The organism is Pseudalkalibacillus sp. R45 (assembly GCF_052246725.1).
Lineage (GTDB): Bacteria > Bacillota > Bacilli > Bacillales > Fictibacillaceae > Pseudalkalibacillus.
In genome coordinates, this window is record NZ_JBQQCL010000017.1 from 25,388 (window position 1) to 48,423 (window position 23,036).

The 23,036-nt window shown below is 41.5% G+C and carries 31 protein-coding genes; 11 read left to right on the top strand and 20 right to left on the bottom strand.

Translation table 11 applies throughout. From position 1 onward, the window contains the following. Positions 1–20: 20 nt before the first annotated feature. Entirely contained in the window at positions 21–1,142 is a 1,122-nt protein-coding gene (locus ACTWQL_RS20245) for an SLAC1 family transporter (protein ID WP_443144215.1), read from the bottom strand. A 51-nt stretch (positions 1,143–1,193) separates the two neighbouring features. Here ACTWQL_RS20245 and ACTWQL_RS20250 point away from each other — a divergent pair, with 51 nt between their 5' ends. Further along, positions 1,194–1,352: a hypothetical protein gene (locus ACTWQL_RS20250; RefSeq protein WP_443144216.1), complete on the top strand. Its 159-nt coding sequence runs from the start codon at positions 1,194–1,196 to the stop codon at positions 1,350–1,352. 61 nt (positions 1,353–1,413) lie between these two features. Here ACTWQL_RS20250 and moaD read toward each other — a convergent pair whose 3' ends face one another. From moaD to ACTWQL_RS20305, 11 genes are all read right to left on the bottom strand, one after another. Then, positions 1,414–1,650, bottom strand: a complete 237-nt coding sequence (gene moaD, locus ACTWQL_RS20255; protein WP_443144217.1) for a molybdopterin converting factor subunit 1 — start codon at positions 1,648–1,650, stop codon at positions 1,414–1,416. Further along, positions 1,643–2,113, bottom strand: a complete 471-nt coding sequence (locus ACTWQL_RS20260) for a molybdenum cofactor biosynthesis protein MoaE (protein ID WP_443144218.1) — start codon at positions 2,111–2,113, stop codon at positions 1,643–1,645. Before ACTWQL_RS20260 ends, moaD begins: the two co-directional genes overlap by 8 nt. A gap of 4 nt (positions 2,114–2,117) precedes the next feature. Further along, positions 2,118–2,651 (bottom strand): molybdopterin-guanine dinucleotide biosynthesis protein B, encoded by a 534-nt coding sequence (gene mobB / locus ACTWQL_RS20265; protein ID WP_443144219.1) that lies wholly within the window; start codon positions 2,649–2,651, stop codon positions 2,118–2,120. After that, the gene (locus ACTWQL_RS20270; protein WP_443144220.1) at positions 2,639–3,907 is read right to left on the bottom strand and encodes a molybdopterin molybdotransferase MoeA; all 1,269 of its coding nucleotides are present in this window, start codon (positions 3,905–3,907) and stop codon (positions 2,639–2,641) included. The genes mobB and ACTWQL_RS20270 overlap by 13 nt, the downstream gene beginning before the upstream one ends. A gap of 562 nt (positions 3,908–4,469) precedes the next feature. Continuing rightward, entirely contained in the window at positions 4,470–4,781 is a 312-nt protein-coding gene (locus tag ACTWQL_RS20275; protein ID WP_443144221.1) for a metal-sulfur cluster assembly factor, read from the bottom strand. 72 nt (positions 4,782–4,853) lie between these two features. After that, positions 4,854–4,991, bottom strand: coding sequence for a YvrJ family protein (locus tag ACTWQL_RS20280; RefSeq protein ID WP_261132526.1), 138 nt, complete (start codon positions 4,989–4,991; stop codon positions 4,854–4,856). Positions 4,992–5,159: 168 nt separating this feature from the next. Next, positions 5,160–5,378 carry a DUF2922 domain-containing protein gene (locus ACTWQL_RS20285; RefSeq protein ID WP_443144222.1) on the bottom strand — a complete coding sequence of 73 codons (219 nt, stop codon included), beginning with the start codon at positions 5,376–5,378 and terminating at the stop codon, positions 5,160–5,162. A gap of 34 nt (positions 5,379–5,412) precedes the next feature. After that, positions 5,413–5,631, bottom strand: a complete 219-nt coding sequence (locus ACTWQL_RS20290; protein ID WP_443144223.1) for a DUF1659 domain-containing protein — start codon at positions 5,629–5,631, stop codon at positions 5,413–5,415. A 236-nt stretch (positions 5,632–5,867) separates the two neighbouring features. Next, positions 5,868–6,635 (bottom strand): alpha/beta fold hydrolase, encoded by a 768-nt coding sequence (locus ACTWQL_RS20295; protein ID WP_443144224.1) that lies wholly within the window; start codon positions 6,633–6,635, stop codon positions 5,868–5,870. Between the two features lie 218 nt (positions 6,636–6,853). Continuing rightward, positions 6,854–7,126 (bottom strand): hypothetical protein, encoded by a 273-nt coding sequence (locus ACTWQL_RS20300; RefSeq protein ID WP_443144225.1) that lies wholly within the window; start codon positions 7,124–7,126, stop codon positions 6,854–6,856. A gap of 328 nt (positions 7,127–7,454) precedes the next feature. Next, a complete protein-coding gene (locus ACTWQL_RS20305; RefSeq protein WP_443144226.1) occupies positions 7,455–8,942 on the bottom strand; it encodes a Na+/H+ antiporter NhaC family protein in 1,488 nt (495 codons plus the stop codon). 185 nt (positions 8,943–9,127) lie between these two features. On the opposite strand from ACTWQL_RS20305, the gene ACTWQL_RS20310 reads away from it, so the two are divergent. Together ACTWQL_RS20310 and ACTWQL_RS20315 are read left to right on the top strand one after the other, a co-directional pair. Continuing rightward, entirely contained in the window at positions 9,128–9,949 is an 822-nt protein-coding gene (locus tag ACTWQL_RS20310) for a Cof-type HAD-IIB family hydrolase (protein ID WP_443144227.1), read from the top strand. 45 nt (positions 9,950–9,994) lie between these two features. Continuing rightward, positions 9,995–10,147: a hypothetical protein gene (locus tag ACTWQL_RS20315; RefSeq protein WP_443144228.1), complete on the top strand. Its 153-nt coding sequence runs from the start codon at positions 9,995–9,997 to the stop codon at positions 10,145–10,147. A 156-nt stretch (positions 10,148–10,303) separates the two neighbouring features. On the opposite strand, the gene ACTWQL_RS20320 is transcribed toward ACTWQL_RS20315, so the two are convergent. The 3 genes from ACTWQL_RS20320 to ACTWQL_RS20330 all read right to left on the bottom strand — a co-directional run bounded on the left by ACTWQL_RS20320 (position 10,304) and on the right by ACTWQL_RS20330 (position 12,149). Beyond that, a complete protein-coding gene (locus tag ACTWQL_RS20320; protein ID WP_443144229.1) occupies positions 10,304–10,540 on the bottom strand; it encodes a hypothetical protein in 237 nt (78 codons plus the stop codon). A 344-nt stretch (positions 10,541–10,884) separates the two neighbouring features. Beyond that, on the bottom strand, positions 10,885–11,454 hold the full coding sequence (locus ACTWQL_RS20325) for an SGNH/GDSL hydrolase family protein (RefSeq protein ID WP_443144230.1): 570 nt from the start codon (positions 11,452–11,454) through the stop codon (positions 10,885–10,887). Positions 11,455–11,474: 20 nt separating this feature from the next. After that, positions 11,475–12,149, bottom strand: coding sequence for a hypothetical protein (locus ACTWQL_RS20330; protein ID WP_443144231.1), 675 nt, complete (start codon positions 12,147–12,149; stop codon positions 11,475–11,477). Between the two features lie 221 nt (positions 12,150–12,370). Here ACTWQL_RS20330 and ACTWQL_RS20335 point away from each other — a divergent pair, with 221 nt between their 5' ends. Together ACTWQL_RS20335 and ACTWQL_RS20340 are read left to right on the top strand one after the other, a co-directional pair. Beyond that, a complete protein-coding gene (locus ACTWQL_RS20335) occupies positions 12,371–12,823 on the top strand; it encodes a GNAT family N-acetyltransferase (RefSeq protein ID WP_443144232.1) in 453 nt (150 codons plus the stop codon). Between the two features lie 52 nt (positions 12,824–12,875). Beyond that, positions 12,876–13,136 carry a NifU N-terminal domain-containing protein gene (locus ACTWQL_RS20340; RefSeq protein WP_443144233.1) on the top strand — a complete coding sequence of 87 codons (261 nt, stop codon included), beginning with the start codon at positions 12,876–12,878 and terminating at the stop codon, positions 13,134–13,136. A gap of 44 nt (positions 13,137–13,180) precedes the next feature. On the opposite strand, the gene ACTWQL_RS20345 is transcribed toward ACTWQL_RS20340, so the two are convergent. Then, positions 13,181–14,023: a YitT family protein gene (locus ACTWQL_RS20345; RefSeq protein WP_443144234.1), complete on the bottom strand. Its 843-nt coding sequence runs from the start codon at positions 14,021–14,023 to the stop codon at positions 13,181–13,183. Positions 14,024–14,391: 368 nt separating this feature from the next. Here ACTWQL_RS20345 and ACTWQL_RS20350 point away from each other — a divergent pair, with 368 nt between their 5' ends. Continuing rightward, positions 14,392–15,261 (top strand): DegV family protein, encoded by an 870-nt coding sequence (locus ACTWQL_RS20350; protein WP_443144235.1) that lies wholly within the window; start codon positions 14,392–14,394, stop codon positions 15,259–15,261. 60 nt (positions 15,262–15,321) lie between these two features. After that, positions 15,322–15,453, top strand: a complete 132-nt coding sequence (locus tag ACTWQL_RS20355; RefSeq protein ID WP_443144236.1) for a DUF3941 domain-containing protein — start codon at positions 15,322–15,324, stop codon at positions 15,451–15,453. 48 nt (positions 15,454–15,501) lie between these two features. On the opposite strand, the gene ACTWQL_RS20360 is transcribed toward ACTWQL_RS20355, so the two are convergent. The 4 genes from ACTWQL_RS20360 to ACTWQL_RS20375 form a co-directional block, all read right to left on the bottom strand. Next, entirely contained in the window at positions 15,502–15,990 is a 489-nt protein-coding gene (locus ACTWQL_RS20360) for a sigma-70 family RNA polymerase sigma factor (RefSeq protein WP_443144237.1), read from the bottom strand. A gap of 180 nt (positions 15,991–16,170) precedes the next feature. After that, entirely contained in the window at positions 16,171–16,386 is a 216-nt protein-coding gene (locus ACTWQL_RS20365) for a hypothetical protein (RefSeq protein ID WP_443144238.1), read from the bottom strand. Positions 16,387–16,747: 361 nt separating this feature from the next. After that, positions 16,748–18,016: a carboxylate--amine ligase gene (locus ACTWQL_RS20370; RefSeq protein ID WP_443144239.1), complete on the bottom strand. Its 1,269-nt coding sequence runs from the start codon at positions 18,014–18,016 to the stop codon at positions 16,748–16,750. After that, complete coding sequence (locus tag ACTWQL_RS20375; RefSeq protein ID WP_443144240.1) at positions 17,979–19,166, bottom strand: histidine kinase N-terminal domain-containing protein; 1,188 nt, start codon at positions 19,164–19,166, stop codon at positions 17,979–17,981. The genes ACTWQL_RS20370 and ACTWQL_RS20375 overlap by 38 nt, the downstream gene beginning before the upstream one ends. A gap of 203 nt (positions 19,167–19,369) precedes the next feature. Between ACTWQL_RS20375 and ACTWQL_RS20380 the strand changes: the two genes are divergently transcribed. The 4 genes from ACTWQL_RS20380 to ligD (ACTWQL_RS20395) all read left to right on the top strand — a co-directional run bounded on the left by ACTWQL_RS20380 (position 19,370) and on the right by ligD (ACTWQL_RS20395) (position 23,028). Then, complete coding sequence (locus ACTWQL_RS20380) at positions 19,370–20,257, top strand: SDR family oxidoreductase (RefSeq protein WP_443144241.1); 888 nt, start codon at positions 19,370–19,372, stop codon at positions 20,255–20,257. A 106-nt stretch (positions 20,258–20,363) separates the two neighbouring features. Then, complete coding sequence (gene ku, locus ACTWQL_RS20385; protein ID WP_443144242.1) at positions 20,364–21,179, top strand: non-homologous end joining protein Ku; 816 nt, start codon at positions 20,364–20,366, stop codon at positions 21,177–21,179. Next, the gene (ligD, locus tag ACTWQL_RS20390) at positions 21,179–22,138 is read left to right on the top strand and encodes a non-homologous end-joining DNA ligase (protein ID WP_443144243.1); all 960 of its coding nucleotides are present in this window, start codon (positions 21,179–21,181) and stop codon (positions 22,136–22,138) included. The genes ku and ligD (ACTWQL_RS20390) overlap by 1 nt, the downstream gene beginning before the upstream one ends. Continuing rightward, positions 22,105–23,028: a non-homologous end-joining DNA ligase gene (gene ligD, locus ACTWQL_RS20395; protein ID WP_443144244.1), complete on the top strand. Its 924-nt coding sequence runs from the start codon at positions 22,105–22,107 to the stop codon at positions 23,026–23,028. The genes ligD (ACTWQL_RS20390) and ligD (ACTWQL_RS20395) overlap by 34 nt, the downstream gene beginning before the upstream one ends. Positions 23,029–23,036: the final 8 nt, after the last annotated feature.

Consider the following 23,036-nt stretch of genomic DNA (forward strand, 5'->3'; position numbering starts at 1 on the left):
TGAATAAAAAAGCGCTGAGCTTAATTGCCCGGCGCTTTTTCTGTTGCCTTCATTAGTATTGGATATCCCATGATCAATAGTTGGATGATCGTCAAGAAGATGATAACAGGTCCCAGTATGAGGAGACTGGCATCAACAACACTTAAATACCCATCATTGATATGGATCAGAGGCTTACATATTGTTGTAAAGTAATAAAACATACCGAATGTGAAAATTCTTGCCCATTGAGATGGATGATACACATAAATACCTTGACGGATACCTAAGAGTTTTATCCGCTCACTTGCCCGGTACAATTCCATCCACTCAACAATAAGAAAAACAATGAAAACAAAAAGCCAATAGAATCCTATAGAGCTACCGGAAGCACCACTATTCAGCCAGGCTACTCCTGTGATTGATAAAGCCCCATGCACTATACAATTCGTATTTTTCCAATCATCAACAATTGTCCATGTCTTCCTAGCATATCGAATAATCAGGACCCCAATGCTGCCCAAATAAAATAGGATACCTATACTTATCAAGATTAGCTCTACCGTCTTCAATAGATCAAATGTCCATTCCATCACGATCACGACGGATTGTGTTGCTACAACTGTTAACAAAATGCCACCATGTACCTTTTCTAAATCCATTTTAGAAAAAATGATCTTTCGGAATGTGTAAATTGATAGTACTGCATATCCTACCCAGAGAAAAGCAGCCAAGACAGCGATCAATTTGGACACAAAGGGCTCATGCGGATAATAAAAGAGTACAGAAACCCCTACTACTGATGTAGCGGCTACCCATGTTCCATGCAAGAAAGCATGATTGGCATCTTGAAAGCTCCATTTGTTGAAGTTCTTGATATAACTAATCGAGATTTGAAGCCATAAACCAATCAATAAAAATGGAACGACTTCAGGTTCTTGAATCAGATTGACGGTATGAACCGGCCCTAATGATACGATACCTAAGCCCATGATCAGAGCTCCTTTACTGGGATCTTCTTTCCGTATAAATGAAGAAACAAGTAAAGCCCCTGTAAAATAGCTTGTGATGATAAATAGATAAACCAAATTCGGGTTTGTATCAAGATAAAAGAAAATATAAACTAAGAATGATAGAATGACTGGCATTGTTTGTATAAACATTGTCAACTAAACCTCAAGACTATTTATGTGTTTTTTTTAAGGAGGATGGATATGAAAGAATATATCGGAAAGTGCGAGATTTGCAACAAGCCGATTTACTGTATGGATGGCTTTTTCAATGGAATCAAAACAGAAACAGGCGTATGCTGTTTTGAATGTGATAAAGAAAACTTGGCAAAGCCAAGCCTTAGGCGCAGGCCGAGTCAATAGTTACACTTATACTGAAGAAAGTATTATAATACTTTCTTCAAGTGTCGAAAAAGAAATCTACTTAACCACCGCTAACTGGCGGTAATAACGCGACTGTATCACCTTCACGGATGACTTGGCCGGGATTGTTTACAAATTCTTCATTGACTGCAACCATCACATTCGAAAGGTCCAGTTTAGGCTCCGTTTCACGAATATGGGCTATTAGTTGATCGACCGTCACTTCCTGTTTCTCAACAGAAAGCTCGCTTTTTCCGACTTTTTCCTGTAGTCCGGCAAACAATAATACATTAATCATTAAGATGCTCCTTTCCTGGTTTTCCTGAAGGGTATTCCGTCTTTTCCAGCTGATCACCGATCCACTTTTCGCCATCTTCCCAATGTTCTTTTTTCCAAATCGGGACGATCTCTTTGATTCGTTCAATCGCATAGCGGCTCGCTTCATAGGAATCTGCCCGATGCGGAGTCGAAACCGCAATGACGACAGCAATATCTGAAATATCCAACCGGCCGATCCGATGGACAATTGCTACACGCGCTTCATTCCAACGAGAATTGATTTCTGAACCGATTTGCTCTAATTTCTTTTCAGCCATCGGAATATAAGCATCGTATTCAAGGAAAAGTGTCCGCTTCTCATTCGTCAACTCCCGTACAGTGCCGATAAACGTATTGATCGCCCCGGCATGAGGGTGGACCACCTTTTCAACGACTTCATTTACGTCGACCGGTTCTTTTGTAAGGTAAAAGTGTTTAGACATGAATTCACCTCCATTTTAAAAACTCTTCTCTTAAATACTTCGTGAATTCTTCAGCTTGATTGAAATCCAAGCTGAAGAGCCTAGAGCTTTCCTTCGGTTTACAGCCAACAACTCCAATGACATTTTCACAAACCTCGAGTAATGACTCCAGCTCTTGTTCATTTCTTGATATGAGGAATTTTTTATAAGGAGCCTTTTTGTATCCTTCTACCAGGATAAGATCCAAGGGCATTTGCTGATACATCGATACAATTTTTTCGAGTGGGATGGTGCCTCCTCTTTCATTCACCTTCAGATGGAGGACCCCTTCCCCTTCTACTGTGGTCATGTAGGCGCCTTCATTCTGAAATTGGGCTGTATCTGTGTGTTCAGGTTCGGTTGTGTCAGGCGCTCCCCCATGTCCATGATGTTTGATGACGCCTATACGGTAACCCTCTTCTGATAACTCCCTGACGATTTTTTTGATGAAGCTCGTTTTCCCACTTTTTTTATAACCCGTTATTTGAATAACAGGAATCGGGTTATTTACACTTTCCATGGATTCAGGTCACTTTCATGGTTGAATAACAGGACATCCACTTCATCCCCTGTTTGAAAGCCTCTCGTTCCACCCGGGAGCACAATGAAAACATCCGCTTCAGCAATCGATGTAACCGAGCTCGATTTATCAAGACCTGTGGGGGCGACGCGGATCCCTTCTGGTGCATAATCAATTTTTCCCCTGACCAATCTTGTGAAAGGATTCGGCTTTGGAAAATCCTTTGCCAGAAGTGCTCCCATTTTTGCTAGGAATGGTGTACTCTCGGCAGCTTGCTTTATGAACGGTCTTACAAAAAGCTCACCACCGACAAAACATGCAGAAGGATTCCCTGATAAACCGAAAAGCAGCTTCCCTTCATATTCGGCCACAGTGGTTACACTTCCGGGCCGCATAGCTATTTTATTAAAAAGCGTAGTTGCGCCAAGTTTTTCGTATATCGCCGGTAAATAGTCATAATCTCCGACTGAGACACCACCTGTTGTGACGAGAGCGTCAACATCATGCAATGCAGATGAAACCGCATCAAAGCACGCATCAAAATCATCATCTAATTTCCCTAGATATAGCGGTTCCCCGCCCATTTTTCGGATTTGGGAAGCAATCATGTAGGCATTGGAATTACGGATCTTCCCTGGTTGTAACGGTTCATCAATGTCCAAAAGCTCTGTACCGGTTGCATAAATGCCGATTTTCGGTTTCCGGAAGACATCGACGGTTTTGTACCCGAAAGTAGCTAACAAAGCAGTCACGCCTGGTGTGATCGTTGTCCCCCTTTTTATGAGTACCGTCCCTTTTTCCGTATCTTCGCCTTGTCTCGCAATATTTTGTCCAGGCGAAAATCTTCTGCCGACCTCAATCATTGTCTTCCTAGCTTTTTGAATTTCTTTGACAACTTCGAACATGGCAACAGCATCTGCACCCTCTGGAATCGCTGCCCCGGTCATGATGCGGATCGCTTGTCCAGATTGTAGGTGGGACTCTGCAACCTGACCCGCACCGATTTCTTCAATGACCTCAAGATGGACAGGCGTTTCAGTCGAAGCTTGTTCTGTATCCTCCGCTATTAATGCAAAACCATCATATGGAGAACGATTGAATGGGGGAACATCATGATCTGCGATAATCGGTTCTGCTAAAACTCGATCTGCCGCATTTTCTATATTCAATACTTCAGATTGTAATCGAAGCGGATACTCAAGGACCCGTTTAACCCCTTCTCCAATCTGAATCGGTTTCCTGCGTTCAACTACCATACTCGTCACCGCCTTTTAACATTCCACTTTCATTTTAGCAAAGACTCCTGACAGTTTCACTCAATTTAGTAAGCCTGGCAAAACCCAAGCTTTTGGTGTAGCTTTAGCGTTATTTGCGCTTGTTTTGAAGAGGATTAAAAATGATCTTTAAATATGGCTCTTTTCTAAAAGATTTTTCATTTTTAAAAACTCACCTTGTGCAAGTGGATTGGAGAGCGGTGCGAGACTCATGCGGGATCAGCGTGCCTACTACCTGAATAATCTCCTCGCAAGGCATGCGACGAGGAAGCTCGCTTCGACAGGACTTTCTTGTAGACCCAGGAGCACAAATGCTTCCTTGAAAAGGAAACTCCTGAGGTCGCAAGGCAATGAGTGGGCTCACCGCACGACCCGCGGAAAGCGAGCATCCTGGAGCTCAAGAGCAACAAAGTTTGCGAAAACAGCCTTAAATCTAAAAAAGGATCGACCCGAGAAGCAGCTTATTACAACATAAGGCATGTACTGTTGCTTTGAAAGCTACTTCATTTCGAATCAATCCATCGTTTTGATTATGGTGAGTCTTTTATTGGATGCCGAGAGCGATTTTTGCGTATCTTGACATTTTGTCTTTTGTCCATGGTGGATTCCACACAATATTAACGTCAACTTCCTTAACCTCAGGAAAATCGATCAATGCATTGCGTACATCGTTAGCAATCGTTCCTGCCAATGGACAACCCATAGCAGTCAAAGTCATGGTCACTTTTGCCATGCCTTCTTCATCTAGCTCGACATCATATACAAGCCCTAAATTAACGATATCTACACCCAATTCAGGATCTTCTACTTCTTCAAGTGCTTCCATCAACTTTTCATTAATTTCTTCGTTAGCCATAATGAACCCCTTCCATTTCGAGTTTCTGATTATAGTATAACCTATTGGAAGCAGGACATAAAATGTTCCGCATCAGCTTCTTAATTGATTAGGAAGATTGTTGATGGATTGGTTCAATGATTCGAGTTTCGATTCGATCCTGTGCAGCAAGTAGAGTGTCACAACAACAGGGAATCCAAAATCACTCATCACCGTAACCCATTGTTCCATCTCGTCACATCCTTTCTTTTCTAAAAACCTGGCTTAGTTTATCAAAAGTGTTGCTCTTCACAAAATAGTAACTGAGCTTAAGTTGCTCTTATTACTGAAGAAAGTGCTTTTCTTTTTTTAAGTGTAAAAAAGGACCGACTTGCACGAAGCCGATCCTTAAAATCCTACTTATGATAATGGAATATCTGTCACGTTACGTTCTACAATACGTGCACCTTTCTTAGCGACAAGATCCCCACCAGAAGATACGAATGCATTTTCTGCCAAAATCTGATCCATAGCTGCTTCCAACGCGATTGTATCCACTGGTTCAACTGGTTCATCAAGAGATAGACGAACTGTTTTACCTTCCTGATTTTCAAATAACAATTCAATTTGCTTTGCCATCAAGATTCCTCCTTTCCTAATTTAGTTAGACGCTTTAAGCACTAAGGTCAAATGAGTTTGTACGTTCGACATCGTTGATTGGATACTGTTGCAGTGGTGCCAGTGCCTCAACAATGGCAAAGAGCTGGTCATGTGTTGCACTGCTCTTTACGTTATTGAAACTTTTACGTTTGTAAACCGGCTTCCCTTCAAGATCGATCCCAGCATCAAACGTGATCGTCAATCTTGTGTCATTCAGGATTGCTGTTGCCATTCCCTCACCCCCTTTCACCCTATAAATACAAAGTTCATCGCAAAAAGGGGGAGACGGAATTAAATTTTTTTCGAGGGCTTAAGATAAGGAGGTTGAGTGGAATTTTGTGGGTGATCAGACATCATTAGGGGATAATTGAGCAACTTCAGGTTGGAATCGTGCATCTTCATGGGAAAAACGAGCATCTTATCAATTTCAACAAAAAAAGAAGCCCTGATTAGGACCCCCTTCATGGTCTATAACGTTTCTATTACCCACTCCACAGCTTTATGACAGGCATCACGCGTTACTTTGTGGCCAGCAATTGGATCAGTCACCATCTCAACCTGGTTTTCTCGAAATAGTCCTGCTTCCACTAGGCTTTCATAAAATTGTTTCGTCAGTTGATACGGGACAACATTATCTGCTTCCCCATGCCAGATCAACAGAGATCTATCCCCTAACAAACGAGGATTCAAGGATAAATCATAAGGCTTTAAGCTCTGTACTTTCGATTCTAGTTCAGATGTAGATAACGGTAACTGCCTGCCCTCTTTTTGGATCGAATGGATCATCAGTTTGGCGAATTGCTCATAACTAGGGGTCCCCATTAAAGAAACAGCGGTTCTAATCCAGTCATATTGCGTAAGTGCACCGAACATCGTAATGCTTCCCATGGAGGTGCCTGCGACTCCAATCCGACCAGAGTCAGTCTGGCCGTTTGTCACATAATGGTCTGCAACTACCTTTAATTCAGCAATCCCTTGCACGACAATATCCCAAAATCTCCATTGCCGTCCTTCTACTGAAATCGGGTCAGAGCGTTCACCGTGCAACGGAAGATCTGGTAAAAGGACACGAATCCCATTTTTGGCTAGCAGATAGGCATAGGACAGATTCTGTTCCTTCGAACTCGTAAAACCATGGAAAAAAACAAGGGTAGGCAGTGGATCTGAAAAAGTATCTTCTTCAGCTACATTCAGTATTGGTATGTTTTGTATGTATTCTGTACTGATTTTTATCATTAGTCACCTATTCCAAAGATTGATTGTCATTATTTTAACAAAGTATAAGCTTTGAGTGGAACGAAAGGACCTCAACCATCTGTGTGAGCATAAAGAAAACTTGGTATAGCCAAGCTTTAGAAGATTGAGCTATAGTTGCGCTTATACTGAAGAAAGTATTTTTGCTTTCTCAAGGAAAAAAAGCACTCGCAAGCAGCGAATGCTTTTTTTGAACTATTTTATTGTTGGGTTTTGTTATAATAATCAACACTTGTTTGAGCGCCTTCAGCAACCATCTTGCTGTCTTCAACGTCGCTTGGCTCTCCAGCTTTCTCAACAGGTACATTAGAATTGTTGAACTTCCCTGCACGATCTTTAATCTTAGTCGTGAAGTCAGTAAGAGTCTCTTTTACCTTGATTCGGTTTGAGCGATCTCTTAGATAATAGGTAGCTGCACCTGCTACACTTGCTGCGACACCTGACACGATTGCTTTTTTCGGTGTGAATTTCATTTCAAGTCAACCTCCTCAAGTAGTTTAATATCATAATTACCCTTTCTCTATAACATTAAACACCCAACATCTTCCTATCGAATCGTCATCGTACACTATTGAAGAAAGTAAGCTTTCTTTAAATAAAAGGCTGTTTTCCAAACTTTGTTGCTCTTGCACTTAAAGAAAGTATAAAATACTTTCTTCAGTATAAGGGCAACTAAGGCTCGACCTACAAAAGGCTTGGTCTCGCCAAGTTTTCTTTAAAAGTCGTTAACTCAAAAGCAACAATCTTTTAGAAAAGAGCCAAATAAAAAAGGACTGCCCTACTGACAGTCCTTTTACACATTTAAGACTCATGTTTATAATTCTTCGGATGAATTTCTTCACCATTTTTACCTGTATAGCGTAGACCCCAACCGGTAAATGCTGCAATTAACATGACGATCAATAATCCCCAGCCCTGGAAGACATACGGGAAAACGTCTGTCGGCTCTACGACCGTCAAGAAATCATAGTCTTTTGCCGCTCCCTTTATCGTTGCCCAGGCGAGAAGCACACCGCCGCTCCAAGGGAAAATATAACCTAATGAGGACGAGATCGTATCAAGGAAATTCGCACGTCGATAAGGGTGGATATTGAACTCTTTACCAAGCTTTCTTACAAAGGGTGCTGCTGCAATTTCTGCTGCTGTATTGATTGTGATGAATACATTCAAAGACGCAACAATTGCAAAAATGGATAGCTCCGCTCTGCGGACGACGCTCTTGATGAGTTTCAGGAAGAAATTCCGTATTGCTTCCATCGTACCTGCTACTTCAAGTAAATGTGCTGCTGAGAGAATGAATAAGATCAAGATTGCCATATTGAAGTATCCGCCGATACCACTCATCAACGCTCCCTCGACTACAGGGGTTCCATTTTCCTTATGGATTGAAATGACTTCGGACAAAGGAGTGCCTGTCAGAAAAATGACAACAACTGATGATACGATTCCCCATGTTAAGGAGGTCAATAAATGATGTCCGCTCAAAGCTAAGTATAGGACAAGAACGAAAGGCAAAATCAGCCATAATCCAGCTGGCGTCACCTGTTGTTCAAGTTGGGTGAGAGCGTTTTGATTGTTGATACTTCCGCCGCCCCCGAAAATAACAAATAATATCAATGATGGAATCGCCGCCGCAATAGAGTATTTGAAACGTGATCGAACCACTCCAGGTACATCTGCCTCCTGTGTCGTAGCTGAAACGATCGTCGTATCAGAAACCGGTGCTAAATTATCCCCAAAAACAGCCCCACTTAATATGGCCGCTAATAATACGACTGGGTCTGCTCCTAGGACAAGACCTGCAGGGTACATCAATATCCCAAAAGTCGCGACTGTTCCATAACCTGTTCCAACCGCAGTAGAGAATAAAGCCGCTAACAGGAAGGTCAGGCCGACAAAAAATCCGCCTTCAAGTCCAGTCTGAAAACCAAACCAGATCAATCCATCCACTAATCCTCCTGCAGAAAGCAGTTTCGCGAACATTCCTGCCCAAAACCAGGCTATGACAGCAATGACTCCTATCGGTTGAGCCATACCTGCAAAAAGGGATTGTGCATAATCGGACCATTTTGATTTACAAAAAAATAAGCCGATCAAAATCCCTAAAACCATTCCAAGGACAAGTGCCTCTTCGGTAACTAATTCTAGAACACTTAATGTAATGGCCCAAACAATGAAAAACACGAGAGGAATAGTTGCTGCAAAGACTCCCCCACGAAAATGAAGGCGTCCGATATCTTTCTTCCCAATCGCCTCTTTCACTTCGCTTGAATGATGTTCATTTCCCATAGACTTTCCTCCATTTCATAAAAACGTGCTGAATTATCATATCATATTTCGTCTTTGTTCGACAGGCATACAAAGACTTACAATTATTGGACTTTTTCCACATGACTCGGTAAAATGGGACGTACGTTACGTATCCAAGTGGCTGGGATGAAACTAGCCATGATATAAATAAAGGGGGCATAGGGATGTCACAACCCTATTTGATTGCCGTCGATCTAGACGGAACTTTATTGAAAGATGATAAAACTGTATCAGTACATACGAAGAGCATCTTACAGCAAGCTATGGATAACGGAAATCATGTCGTCATATCAACCGGAAGACCGTTCCGTGGAAGTGAACAATATTACCATGAACTTGGATTATCCACTCCTATTATTAACTTCAATGGCGCGTTTATCCACCATCCGAAAAGCCCAGAATGGGGACGGTTCCATTCACCGATGGAGATAGATGTTGCCAAGGAGATCGTTGAAACTTGCCTGGAGTTTGATGTAAAAAATGTGATTGCAGAGGTGCTTGATGATGTTTATTTGCACCGGGAAGACGAATTCATCATTAATTCATTTTTAATTGAAAAAGCAAACTTGAACGTCGGACACTTGATTCACGCGCTGCCGCATAACCCAACTTCCTTATTGGTCCGTCCGCAAGACCACCATGTTAAGGAATTGAGAGAACTATTGAAGGCAAAACATGCAGAAGTCATCGATCACAGAGTGTGGGGAGCACCCTGGAACATCATAGAGGTTGTCAAAGCCGGCTTGAATAAAGCAGTTGGATTGAAACAGGTGGCTGAATCGATGAACGTTCCCCAAGAAAGGGTCATCGCATTTGGTGACGAAGATAATGATTTAGAAATGATTGAATATGCAGGACATGGGATTGCGATGGGAAATGCGATTCCGGAACTGAAAAATATTGCTAACGGAGTTACCAAAACGAATGAAGAAGACGGGATCGCCTATTTCTTGGAGGATTTACTTTCATTGAAGGAACGTGTATAGAACGTCCATTTGCGGGATACTAGATGGTAAAGGGGGTTCTTAATCATGAGCAAGAAAAACCGTTCGAAACGTGCGATTGAACAAGGCGCTGAAAGAGTTCAGGGCAACGATGCACACGAAATCAATACAACCATGTCTGACGAAGATCGTACAAAACAAAAGAAACGATCCGAAAATTTATCAACTGGCGGAGAGTAACGCTGCTAATGACCCAAAGGGCTTCTTGAATCAATGCCTTTTGCGGTCATTTTTTAATCCAAAGGAGTCAGGAGGATAATTTCAAGGTCGACTATTAAAGAAAAAAGAAGATGTGTACATCTATCACCTTTTATCAGCTCCCTCCTATCCTGTGACCTACGTGACTAAACGGTTCAAAAATCTATGCAAAAACAGCCTTAAAAAAGGCTCTTTTCCAAAAGATTGTTGCTTTTGAGTCATTTTAAAAAACTCACCTTGTGCAAGTTGATTGGAGAGCAAGGTGCGAGACTCCTCGAAAATGAAAATCGCATTTTCTTCGTGCGATGTAACGCTTCCGAAGCTTTCCTTGTCCTGCGGGATCAGCGTGCCTACTACCTGAATAATCTCCCGCAAGGCATGCGACGAGGAAGCTCGCTTCGACAGGAGTTTCTTGTAGACGCAGGAGAACAAATGCTTCCTTGAAAAGGATACTCCTGAGGTCGCTAGGCGCCGAGTGGGCTCACCGCACGCCCCGCGGAAAGCGAGCATCCTGGAGCGGAAATCAACGACTTTTAAAGAAAACTTGGCGAGACCAAGCCTTTTGTAGGTCGAGCCTTAGTTGCCCTTATACTGAAGAAAGTATTTTATACTTTCTTTAAGTGCAAGAGCAACAAAGTTTGCGAAAACAGCGTTAAAAAAGAACTGCTTAGAATCACCAGAAACATCTCCTGATGGTCCACTCAGTCCTTTTCACCCTTTCAAACCGCTTTCGCATAAATGTTCTTCACCTCATCCAATACTAGTTCAGAAAGAAAGAGATATGCCCTTTCATTGAAATGCAATCCATCTTTCTCGAGCATCTTTTCATACAACTTATTTTTTGAAAAGTACGACCATAAATCGATGAAGTGACATCCGCGTTTCGCAGCGATTTTCTTTGCTGCTTCTGCATACTTCTGCAGTTCCTCATTGCTGCGCTTCTTTTGATAGAACTCGATGATCGGCGGCGGGCTTATAATGATTGTTTTCTCTGCCGTAATCCGATCAATCATAATTTCTAAATTCCGTTCGTACTCTGGGAGGTTGATCCGTCGATGTTCACTTGCATCGTTCGAACCAAATAAGATTGTCACAATATCAGGAGAATGACGTAATACATCATCTTGCAACCGTGCAAGAGCTGCTCTAGTTGTCTCCCCTGAAATTCCTGAATTGACGATTGTCCAGTTCGTAAGATTGTTTCTCAAACGTGGTGTCAAACGCTCATACCCTTCCAAGCTTTCCTCCTTAGCAGTATGGCTGTCTCCAAAGCAAACCAATGTCGGCATGTTCCTAACCTCCTTTTGTATCATGTAGTGGTGTCCAATTCAATAGACTTGTACTTTCCATACAGGCTATTTGTTTTTGGTCTGGCAACATAATCGATCTTTTTTTCAAATAACCGGCCATCATAAATGAAAGTATGGAACTCTCCATTCTCACCGCAAGGATCGACATGATCGGAAAGTTGGTTGAGGAAATTTTCATCATAATCCTGACCAAGTGACTTCTCACTCACCAATTCAGTATCTATTCCGCAAATGACAGCCTTGTAACCTTTTGAAACGAGATGAGATGATAAGATATTTGTGGATTTTCCCCATAATGGAAATACAGCATTCAGCTTGTTCTCTTGTATAAGAGATTCTCGATATGTTCGTAGATCTTCGAGAAATATGTCTCCAAAAATAACAGAGTCTACTCCTTGTTGTAGTAAAGAATCTAAATGACTATGTAAAATATTTTGATATTCAATATTTGAAGGTTTATGCGGTAAAGGCACTGTGACTAGCGGAATTCGAAGGGAACTTGCCTGCGCTTTTATTAAATCTATATGAATGCCATGAAAAGGGACTCTATTTGTCATTTCATCATATGTCGTAAGAAGGTATGCAACGCTGGATGTTTCAGATTCAAGCACCTGTTCCAGAGCCATCAAACAATCTTTACCCCCACTCCAGAAAAGGACAGATCGGTTACCCATTGCCTCTCTCCTCTACGCCTCTGTGTTTTATATATATATTCGAACGAATATTTCTCTTTCCGTACATGCCAGAATATTGTACCCTTCTATATAGACGCATGAACCCGGGAAAAGGTTTCCTTTTTTAGGTAAAAATTAAAAGTTAGGTTTATTGCGCTTATTAAGCAGGAATTAAGTCTTTGACCTTGAATTAGGAAAGTGGGTCATAGGAGGGTTGCATCATGAAAATTTACGAAGTAGATCGAGAAGTTTCTCATAGTACAAGACAAAGTATTGCACACCTATTAACGAAACAACGGATCAATCACGAAAATTCAGGAACGTATGATCAAATTTTGACAGGCATCCATCTTGCACTCGAAAGCAAGGACACTGCTTATATCGTAGTTGCAGAGGTTGAGGATGAAATTGTCGGTGTCGCCTTTTTCAACATTGGCGTAAGCCTTGCGAAGGGCGGACATTACATGTGGCTCAATGAACTTTATGTTCATGAAGATCAACGGAATAAAGGAATTGCCCGGAAATTACTGCTTCATGTCGTCTATTGGGCTGAAAGAAACGGCATCAAGTCGATTGAACTTGAAACAGGCATCAATAATGCCGTAACAAAACATATTTATCATTCTCTCGGTTTTTATGAAGTTGTATCGAAACGGTATGGGTTTTCTTTTTAGGACGGAATAATTTTGATACAATCGAATTAACTAATGAAGGGAGCAATTTACAATGGCAGTTGAATTTACAATCGATCCAACACCAAATCCGAACGCACTTAAATTTTCAGCAAATCAACCTTTATTTGACGGAAGACTTTCCTATCGTAAAGGAGATGCCCCTGAGGATGAAGTCGCATCAGCACTACTCGATATTGAAGGTGTAGAATCCATTTTCGGATTTCAGGACTTCATTACAGTGAACAAGACGCCTGATGGGGACTGGGATCTGATCGTACCTAAAGTACAGGAAGTATTCCAAACATCATATTAAAACAAATTCGGGGATGATCGAATGGCGATCATCCCCTTTGCTATTTAGTCTTGTCTAAAGAACCCGAAGATTCCAGTAGTATTAACGATGTTCGTGAATGCTTGCGGATCGACTTCCTTGATCGCATGTTCGAGATCATATAATTCATAACGGGTTACGACGATGATCAGGAGCTCTTTGTCTTCATCGGTAAACCCACCTTTTGCAGGAATTTTGGTAATTCCTCGTACCATTTTTTGATGGATCGCCTGCTGGATTTCTTTCCCTTTTTTCGTGATGATCATTGCTGTCAACTTTTCATGTCGTGTATGGATGACATCAATAACTCGTGAAGTTACATATAGTGTCACCAATGTATATAATGCTTTTTCCCAGCCGTATAATAGGCCTGCTGTGAAGATGATCGCTGAATTAAGGGTGAAGAAATAGATCCCGATTGGCCGGTCTTTCATACGTGAAAGAACCATCGCTACGATATCCATCCCACCGGTGGAAGCACCCCATTTCAACGTAAAACCGATACCGATTGCAGCAAGCACACCACCGAAGACAGCATTCAATAATATATCTTCGGAGATAACTTTTATAGGAATGATTTCAAGAAAAAATGTAGTTGCTGCCACACTGATGATACTATAGATCGTGAATGATTTTCCGACTTTCAACCAACCTAAGATTGCGACAGGAATATTCAGTATGAATAAGATGATACCGGTTGAGGCTGGTATAGGTGTTTGCTGTAATACACTTGCGAGCAACTGGGCAATTCCTGTGAACCCGCTTGCATAGACGTTAGCTGGTATTAAGAAATAGTTAAGTGAAACTGCGCCGAGAACAGCACCTAATAAAATGATTAAGATTTTTTTGATTTCGGTTACCAACGACATATGAATCCCTTCCTTCATTTCCTAGTAGAACGTTCTATTTTTATCAGATCACTGTTCAAATTGTCAACGGATTTTTTAAAGAAAGCTGTTTTCGCGCAAAACTTTGTCGCTCTTGAAAGTCGTTGATTTCCGCTCCAGGATGCTCACTTTCCGCGGGGCGTGCGGTGAGCCCGTAGGAGTCTCGCACCTTGCTCTCCAATCAACTTGCACAAGGTGATTTATTTAAAAGGATCAAAAGCAACAATCTTTTAGAAAAAAGCCTTAAAGAATGACATTTTTATAAAAAGCAATATTCCATTGCTTTTTACCTTTGTCAAGGCTACACTTAGATAAAAGTCCTAAACGCAACGATTATGCGAGGTGTAAAAATGACTATACAATTGATTGTTGATACGGGTTGTGATCTGCCACAACATGTGCTTGATGAGCAAAAGATCCATGTTCTTCCCTTAGTGGTCCATGTTAATGAGGAAGAATACTACGACAAGGAATCCATCCAGCCTTCAAGACTTTATTCACTCATGAGAGACGGAGCTGCTCCAAAGACCTCTCAAGTACCGCCTGACCGTATGAAATCATTATTTGAAAAGCTTGCTGAAAGTGGACAACCTGCTATTTATATTACATTGTCCTCTGAGTTATCCGGTACATATCAAACCGCCTGTCTCGTTCGAGATCAATTACATGATGACGGCGTGAAGACCAACATAACGATCATCGATTCAAAGAGTGCTTCGCTTGGATATGGATTGATTGCCTTTTATGTAGCTCAAGCTATCCAACAAGGCTCTGATGATTTAGACGCCCTTGTTACTTACACACATACCCTAATCGACAAAATCGAACACATTTTTACTGTGGATGATTTAGAATATTTGGTTCGAGGGGGACGTGTTTCCAAAACAGCAGGATTTGTAGGAGGCCTTCTCAAAATCAAACCGATTTTGCACATGGAAGATGGAAAGCTGTTTCCACTCGAAAAAGTAAGAGGAAGCAAGAAAGTTCTTTCACGTCTGATTGAGTTGATTGGCGAACGCAGTAATGAAATGGAAAATCAGACAGTTGCAATATCGCATGCTGACGATCTGTCCCGCGCAAATGAATTGAAAGAATTGATCGAATCCACTTTCAACCCAAAAAACGTCATGGTGAATACAATCGGTTGTGCGGTTGGAGCGCATGCTGGACCTGGCACGTTGGCTGTGTTCTTCTTGAATGGTGCACCTGATTTCGAATAATTCCTCTATTAAACGTCAAGCCTAAGGGATAACGACGTCCATAAGGAGGAGGATCCAGCCATGTCCAACACGAGAGACAACGATAAGAAAAAGCGCGATAACCAAGCACAGCAAGAACTGAAAAATAAAATGGAACAATCGAATATCAACAAAGGTACACGACAATATTCAAAGAAAACGGATCATTTATAATTAAAAGTATTTAAGAGGCTGCCTCCAAAAGGGCAGCCTTTATATGTTTTACTTATCTTTGTTCATGGCTATTCCTTTTATCCTTAATTTATCCAAAGCATTCTTCCGCCAAGAGCGGACAGTCTCATAAGACACTCCTTCTAAACACGCTAATTCTTTCATACTTCCCTGTTTCAAAATAATTTCGTTGACATAAAGTCGTTCCCGCTCAGATAGATTTTGTAAATAGTCATTTACGATAAGGTCATCTAGAAAAGGAACAACAAACGAATTATTTTCTTCTAAAATGTGATCTTCTGCATGGGTCATGATCACACATTTCTTATTAATAATTTGCAGGAATCTGCCAGAAATGTAACGTTGAGCATAAGCAGGGAACGCCCCCTTGTCTGGATCAAAACGTTCATATGCCTCCCAAAGCGCAATCCTGCCGATCTGATAGGATTCATCGAATTCCAGGCTATAGGAATACCTTCTGATCATTGTTTTGATTAAAGGGTCAAAATTTGCAAGCAGTTTTTCAAATGGTTTTTTCAAGACGAACTCCATTCTTGAAAGCATGCTTTCTTCTAGTTTTCCGCGGTCATTTCGATCTTACAAAAGCGGAAGATCTTAAGCATTTACGAGAATTGTGCATTTCTCAGCAGGATTAGGAGTCTAATACTGAATAATGAGGAGTATTATGGTACTTACTACGTAGGCTTTGATGGGATATTCCTAATAAAGGTTTACTTTCTTTTTCTTTGGCTCTTTTCTAAAAGATTGTTGCTTTTGAGTCATTTTTAAAAAATCACCTTGTGCAGGTTGATTGGAGAGCAAGGTGCGAGACTCCTCGAAAATGAAAATCGCATTTTCTTCGTGCGATGTAACGCTGCCGAAGCTTTCCTTGCCTGCGGGATCAGCGTGCCTACTACCTGAATAATCTCCTCGCAAGGCATGCGACGAGGAAGCTCGCTTCGACAGGACTTTCTTGTAGACGCAAGAGCACAAATGCTTCCTTGATAAGGAGACTTCTGAGGTCGCAAGGCGACGATTGGGCTTACCGCACGCCCCGCGGAAAGCGAGCATCCTGGAGCGGAAATCAACGACTTTTAAAGAAAACTTGGCAAGACCAAGCCATTTTGTAGGTCGAGCCTTAGTTGCCCTTATACTGAAGAAAGTATTTTATACTTTCTTTAAGTGCAAGAGCAACTAAGTTTGCGAATACAGCCTTTTCTTTTGATCAATTGAAAAAAGCCAGTCGCTTGACTGGCTTCAAATTAGTCTTATGAACTGAAGTTTTCCGCTTTTCTGTTTAACACGGGCAGTAATAGGACCGTTTAGCAAAAGAATTTTGTAATTGTTGATAAGTCGGTTCAGGATCATCAAGTGATTCTACTGCAGTAGTGATCAATTTACTTTCATCAAAGCGTTGAAGGATGATGTCCATCCACTCTTCTTTTGTCAGGACATCTCCTTCGATTAGCCCTTGATTGTCCTCTTTCAATTTCTGATAGTCTTTAAGATAGACCCATTTCTTCCCGATCTCTGCTTCAATATTGGACTGCGGATGTCCATTCACATATGAATAAAGGAGGTACGGTAAATTAATTCCAGCATTGATCGGTAAACCGATCCATTTCCAAGGCCTCGTGTTGATATCCAAAAGCTTGAATTCGCCATCATTCTGATCATAAATAAATTCACATTCGGCAATTCCTTCATACGAAAATGCTTCTAAAACCGCTACCGCACGAGCTGTCAATTCAGGGGCTTCGATCGATTCAACGAGACATGTGGTGCCAGCTTTCGGTGGATAGATTTCCAACCGTTGTCCAGCCAGAGCCCCTCTGACTGTCTGATCCCCATCCATATATACTACAACCGTCACATAACCGTCCCTTCCGACATCGACAAACTCCTGTGCAATCAAGTCAAGACCGGCTTCTTTGGCGGCTTTCATTTTTGCATCATAGTCACTTAGGTTTTCGATTACAAATAACCCTTCTTGAAATTCATCATAAAACGCTCGTTTATTAATCGGTTTCAAGACCATCGGGAAAGAAAGACGATCCGGTACTTTACGATGATTCTCATCAGTGATCAATTCATAGCCTGGTACCGGCACATCCAATTCTGCTGCGCGTTCATACAGCCGTGATTTATCGAGAATTTGTTCGATGGTAGCATAGTTTGAAAAAGGCCATATGTAATACTCCGCTAACTCTTCAGCATACTTCGCTAATGATAAGGCCCATTCATCCATCGAAGGGATCAATACACACTTTTCAGTGAATGCGGGTCCAATATCCAGCAAGTACTGGATGAACGCTTTTTCCGCAATTACCGGGTTCGGACAGACCCCACGTAAGGTTACATATTTCGACGCGAAAGCAAGACCCTGATTTTCCCGATCTAGGGCTATCACTGGAATGCCTTCTCGGCCTAAACCTCTTGCAACAGCCAAACCTGTTATATGGGCATTACAGATCAAAACAGGACGTTTTCGTTGTATCATTTCATCCGATTCGATTGCCTGTTTCAATTCAGTTGCGTTGTAATGTATCGTCTTGTTGATCGTCATACGCAGCTCCTTTCTCAAATGCTTTTGGGAAGCTAAGGAAAAACGAGGTCTCTGTTTCTGTCGAAATGACATTGATCGTTCCTTTATGCTTCTCCACTATTTGTTTACAAACAGATAATCCTAATCCTGTGCCAAGTTGCTTTGTGGATATGAATGGCTCGAATATATCTTCTAATAAATGTTCGGGAATCATAGTCCCATTATTGGAGATGGTAAGATGGATATTTTCATCTTCTTCACTCAACCTTACATGTATATTTCTGTCCCCATCTACTTCCGACAATTCCTCAACTGCATTATTAAGAATATTGAGGAGGACCTGTTTGATCTGCCCCTCTACTCCATAGACATTGACATCATGCAAAAGCTCGTGATGCACATTGATATTCTCATCCAGGAATCGAGGATAGAGGAATTCGAGCATCCCTTTTACGACACGATCCATAGAAAACAGATCTGATTGATCATCAAGTCCCTTCATTTTAGAAAGATAAAGAAATTGGGTGATTTTCTCCTGCAAGCTTTCCATTTCGTGATTGATGATATCGAAATAGGTTGAAGTCTCTGGGTGATCAGATAGATTTTCGATCATTTGAATGAAACCCTTTATCGACGTCAAAGGATTACGGAATTCATGGGCAAAGCTTGCAGCAACCTGTCCTAAAATCGATAAACGGTCGCTATGCATTTCTTGTATGAAGCGGCTTTTATTTTGGATGATCGAATCTTTCACCCTGGTATACTCTGTTAAGGCATGATACATATATAAGTCGAAGAAGTCATTCACTACTAATAGATATTTCAATTGTGCTTCCTTAGATACATTGGTCATTTTTAGAACGCGATAGATGATCGAACGTCCGAGATTGATATTCGAGATGAATTCTCCAATACCGACTTTCGCTTTCACCCGTTCATTTGCAATCTTTTTGGTCAATTCTTGAACCAGTGGAGTCTCCGGGTCTTCAATATAAGCCACCACCAAACGGATCGTGTGCCCGCCATTGATCGTGATTTCATGGCGGAATGGGTCGTCCTCTGAAATCGAGGCAGCCTTCAGCCATTCAGACAGAATCGTTTCATGATACGAATGGAATAATTCAATTATTTCTTGTTTTTCATTCTCATTCAGCTCATGCTTCAATTTCATTTTTTCTAATCTCCCTCAATTGCACTATTAATGCCATTATAACAGACTTTTCCTTCTCTACTAACGTAAAGTCCTAAAGGTATATGCTTCCAAATAACGATTTTTTCTTAGCAATCGGATAAACACGATTAACTTTTTTTCAATGAGGTAATAGTAGAAAAAGGCTTTAATAGGAATTCGATCTATGAAGGGAGTTTTGTATCATGTATAACGGTATCTATCATTCACCCCACCAAGAAAAACCGACAGGACAGCCACCACAGCACCAGAACAAACAGCCTGGTACAGAGAAAGAAATGGTCCCCACTCCTCAAACGGAAGATACGTATTATAAAGGCAGCGGTAAACTAAAAGGAAAGACGGCGATCATTACAGGCGGAGACAGCGGAATCGGAAAATCCACAGCGATTTTATTCGCAAAAGAAGGCGCGGATGTAGCGATCGTTTACCTGAATGAACATGAAGATGCCAATGATACGAAGAAGGAAGTAGAAGAAGAAGGACAAAAGTGTCTTCTGATCCCTGGAGACATTGGTGAGGAATCTTTCTGCCAGAATGTTGTTTCTCAAGTGATCTCTGAATTGGGCTCTTTGGATGTATTGGTCAATAATGCAGCTGAACAACATCCTAGAAATGGCATAGAAGAAATCTCTCAGGAACAACTTGAACGCACATTCAGAACGAACATCTTCTCCTGCTTTTATATGGTAAAGGCAGCTCTCCCCCATTTGAAAGAAGGTAGCTCCATCATCAATACTGCATCTGTAGTTGCGTATAAAGGGAATGACCATTTGATTGATTATTCTGCTACCAAGGGAGCAATCGTCGCATTCACCCGGTCTTTATCAGAATCCCTTGTTTCCAAAGGTATACGTGTCAATGGTGTTGCTCCAGGTCCGATTTGGACACCGTTGATCCCTTCGACCTTTGACGCTGAACATGTCGGTGAATTCGGGAAAAACACACCGATGGGAAGACCTGGACAACCAGATGAAGTCGCACCGAGCTTCGTCTTCCTGGCAAGTGAGGACTCTTCCTATATTTCAGGCCAAATGATCCATGTCAACGGAGGCGTCGTACTGAACGGTTGATCCAAATCGAAACAGTCCGCAAGTTTAGATTGTCAAAAAGTGGCATTTATGGATGTGGCACTCTTCGTCCACATTATGTATAAAAGGACGAAAGGAATTTCTCAATATGCACACAATGTGGAAAGGCTCCATCAGTTTCGGACTTGTCACAATCCCAATCAAACTATTTGCTGCTACAGAAAACAAGGATATAAAGATGAGGCAGCTCCATAAAGAGTGCCATAATCCAATCAAGTATGATAAAACATGTCCAGTCTGTGAGAAGTCACTAGAACAAAATGAAATCATCAAAGCCTATGAATATGAACCAAATAAATTCGTTGAGCTTGAAAAAGAAGAGTTGGAAGCTCTTACGAAAGAACAGACAAAATCGATTGAAATCGTAGACTTCGTACATCTTTCAGAAGTGGATCCGATTTATTTCGACCGCTCTTACTTCATCGGGCCCGGGGAAAATGGCTCAAAGCCTTATAGCCTGCTGAAAAAAGCAATGGATGACTCCGGAAAGATTGCCATAGCCAAAGTGATGATCCGCTCCAAACAACACTTAGCTGTTGTGCGGGTTTATGATAAAGGTTTGGTGCTTGAAACGATCCACTATCCAGATGAAGTCCGCAGCATCGATTTAGTACCTGAAATTCCAGAAGACGTTGATTTGAACCAGAAAGAATTAGACATGGCGATCCAATTGATCGATCAATTGACAGCCGAATTCGATCCAGAAAAATACCATGATGATTACCGTGAAGAATTGATGGGTGCCATTGAAAGTAAAATCAAGGGTGAGCAAATCAAAGTGTCGAAAGAAAGACCGAAAGCGAATGTCGTTGATCTTATGGATGCCTTGCAAGCAAGTATTGATGATACAAAACCGAAGAAGAAAAAGAAAACGACTCGCAAGAAAAAAGCGAGCAGTGAATGATGCGTCACAGACCTATGCTGCCAACCCTCTCCTCTCGACTTCCTGAAGGAGAGGATTGGTTTTATGAAATCAAATATGACGGCTTTCGAAGTCTTCTCTATATCGATCACACACATATCGATTTTTACAGCCGGAACTTGAAATCATTGAAAGAGAATTTTCCAGAAATCATATCAGAAGCGGAGCGAATCCGGGAAACCTCCAACGATGAACTCCCTCTGCTGCTTGACGGAGAGCTCTGTATATTAGAATCTGATATAAAAGCTTCCTTTTCATCAATCCAAAAGCGAGGAAGACTGAAAAATGAGCTGAAAATCCAGCAGCAACAATTTCAACTCCCTGCCACTCTATTAGTATTCGATTTACTGATCCAAAGCGGAAGCTCTCTTATGGGTTCTTCCTACAAACAACGTAAAGAACTTCTTCAACAATGGATGGAGTCGCACGACTATCCTAAAGTATCGAAAGAATGTGCGAGCAGTATCCAATGGATATCTCATACGCTGGACGGCGAAGCTTTATTCGAGGACGTGCAAAAACATCATGGAGAAGGTGTCGTTGCAAAACGGCTTAAAAGTCTATGGCTTCCAGGCAAACGCACGAAAGAGTGGTTGAAGGTTAAACGTCTGTTTCGGGGGTTTTTCATCATCAGCGGGTTTGACGAGAAAAATGGATATGCCCACGTTGCTGTCCTTGACGGTTCCGAATTGATACCATGCGGCGTCTTCTCACATGGGCTAGAAGGAAAAGAAAGAGAAGCACTGATCCAGATCGTCAAAAACAACCAAATCAAAAAAACAGGATCCCTTATTGAAATAGCACCTCGTATTTGTGTGGAGCTGGCATTCCTTGAGATACACGAAAATCAATTGAGACAGCCTCGATTCATACAATTCAGACTCGACATCCACTGGGAGGATTGCACATGGCAAGCTCTTCAAAATCAGATGGACAATTGAACATTGAAGGAAACACGATCCAAGTCACCAGCCTCGATAAGATCCTTTATCCAACAATGGAGATCAACAAACAAACTTATCTTCAGTATTTGATTGAAATCAAAAGCGTGATGCTTCCATTTCTGAAGAATCGCTGTCTGACAGTCAAACGCTACCCCCATGGTATGTTCGATGATTTTTTTTATCAAAAGAACTGTCCGGATTATGCACCATCATTTATAGAGACGTTCCAACAGGACGATATCCGGTATATCGTCTGCAATGACCTTTCAACGCTGATCTGGTTGGGAAATCAACTTGCACTTGAATTCCACATTCCATTCAATAAAGTGACTTCCGTCTGCCCCACAGAAATCGTATTCGACCTTGATCCGCCTTCAAGGGATCATTTTTCTTTGGCAATCGAAGCTGCCTTGCAAATCAAAACCATTCTTGATCGACTTGAACTGCATTCATTTGTGAAAACGTCAGGAAACAAAGGTTTGCAAATATACATTCCGTTGCAAGAAAACCAGTTTACATACAAGGATACAAGAATATTCACCCAATTCGTCGCTGAATATCTGGTCGATCAATCTCCGGATTCATTTACGATCGAACGGATGAAAAATAAACGTGGCTCCAGGTGTTATATCGATTTTCTGCAGCACGCTGAAGGCAAGACGATTATTGCCCCCTACTCATTAAGAGGAAATGATGAAGGTCTGGTAGCGACCCCTCTCGAATGGAATGAAGTCGATCAACAATTGACGCCACTTAAATTTACAATGGACGCTGTTCTCGAACGGCTTGAGAATCAGGAATGCCCGTTCATGAAAATGGATGCCGTACGGAAAAAACAACCGTTTGAACGAATTTTAAAGGGGCTATTGAAGCAGAAAAACGGATGAATAACAGT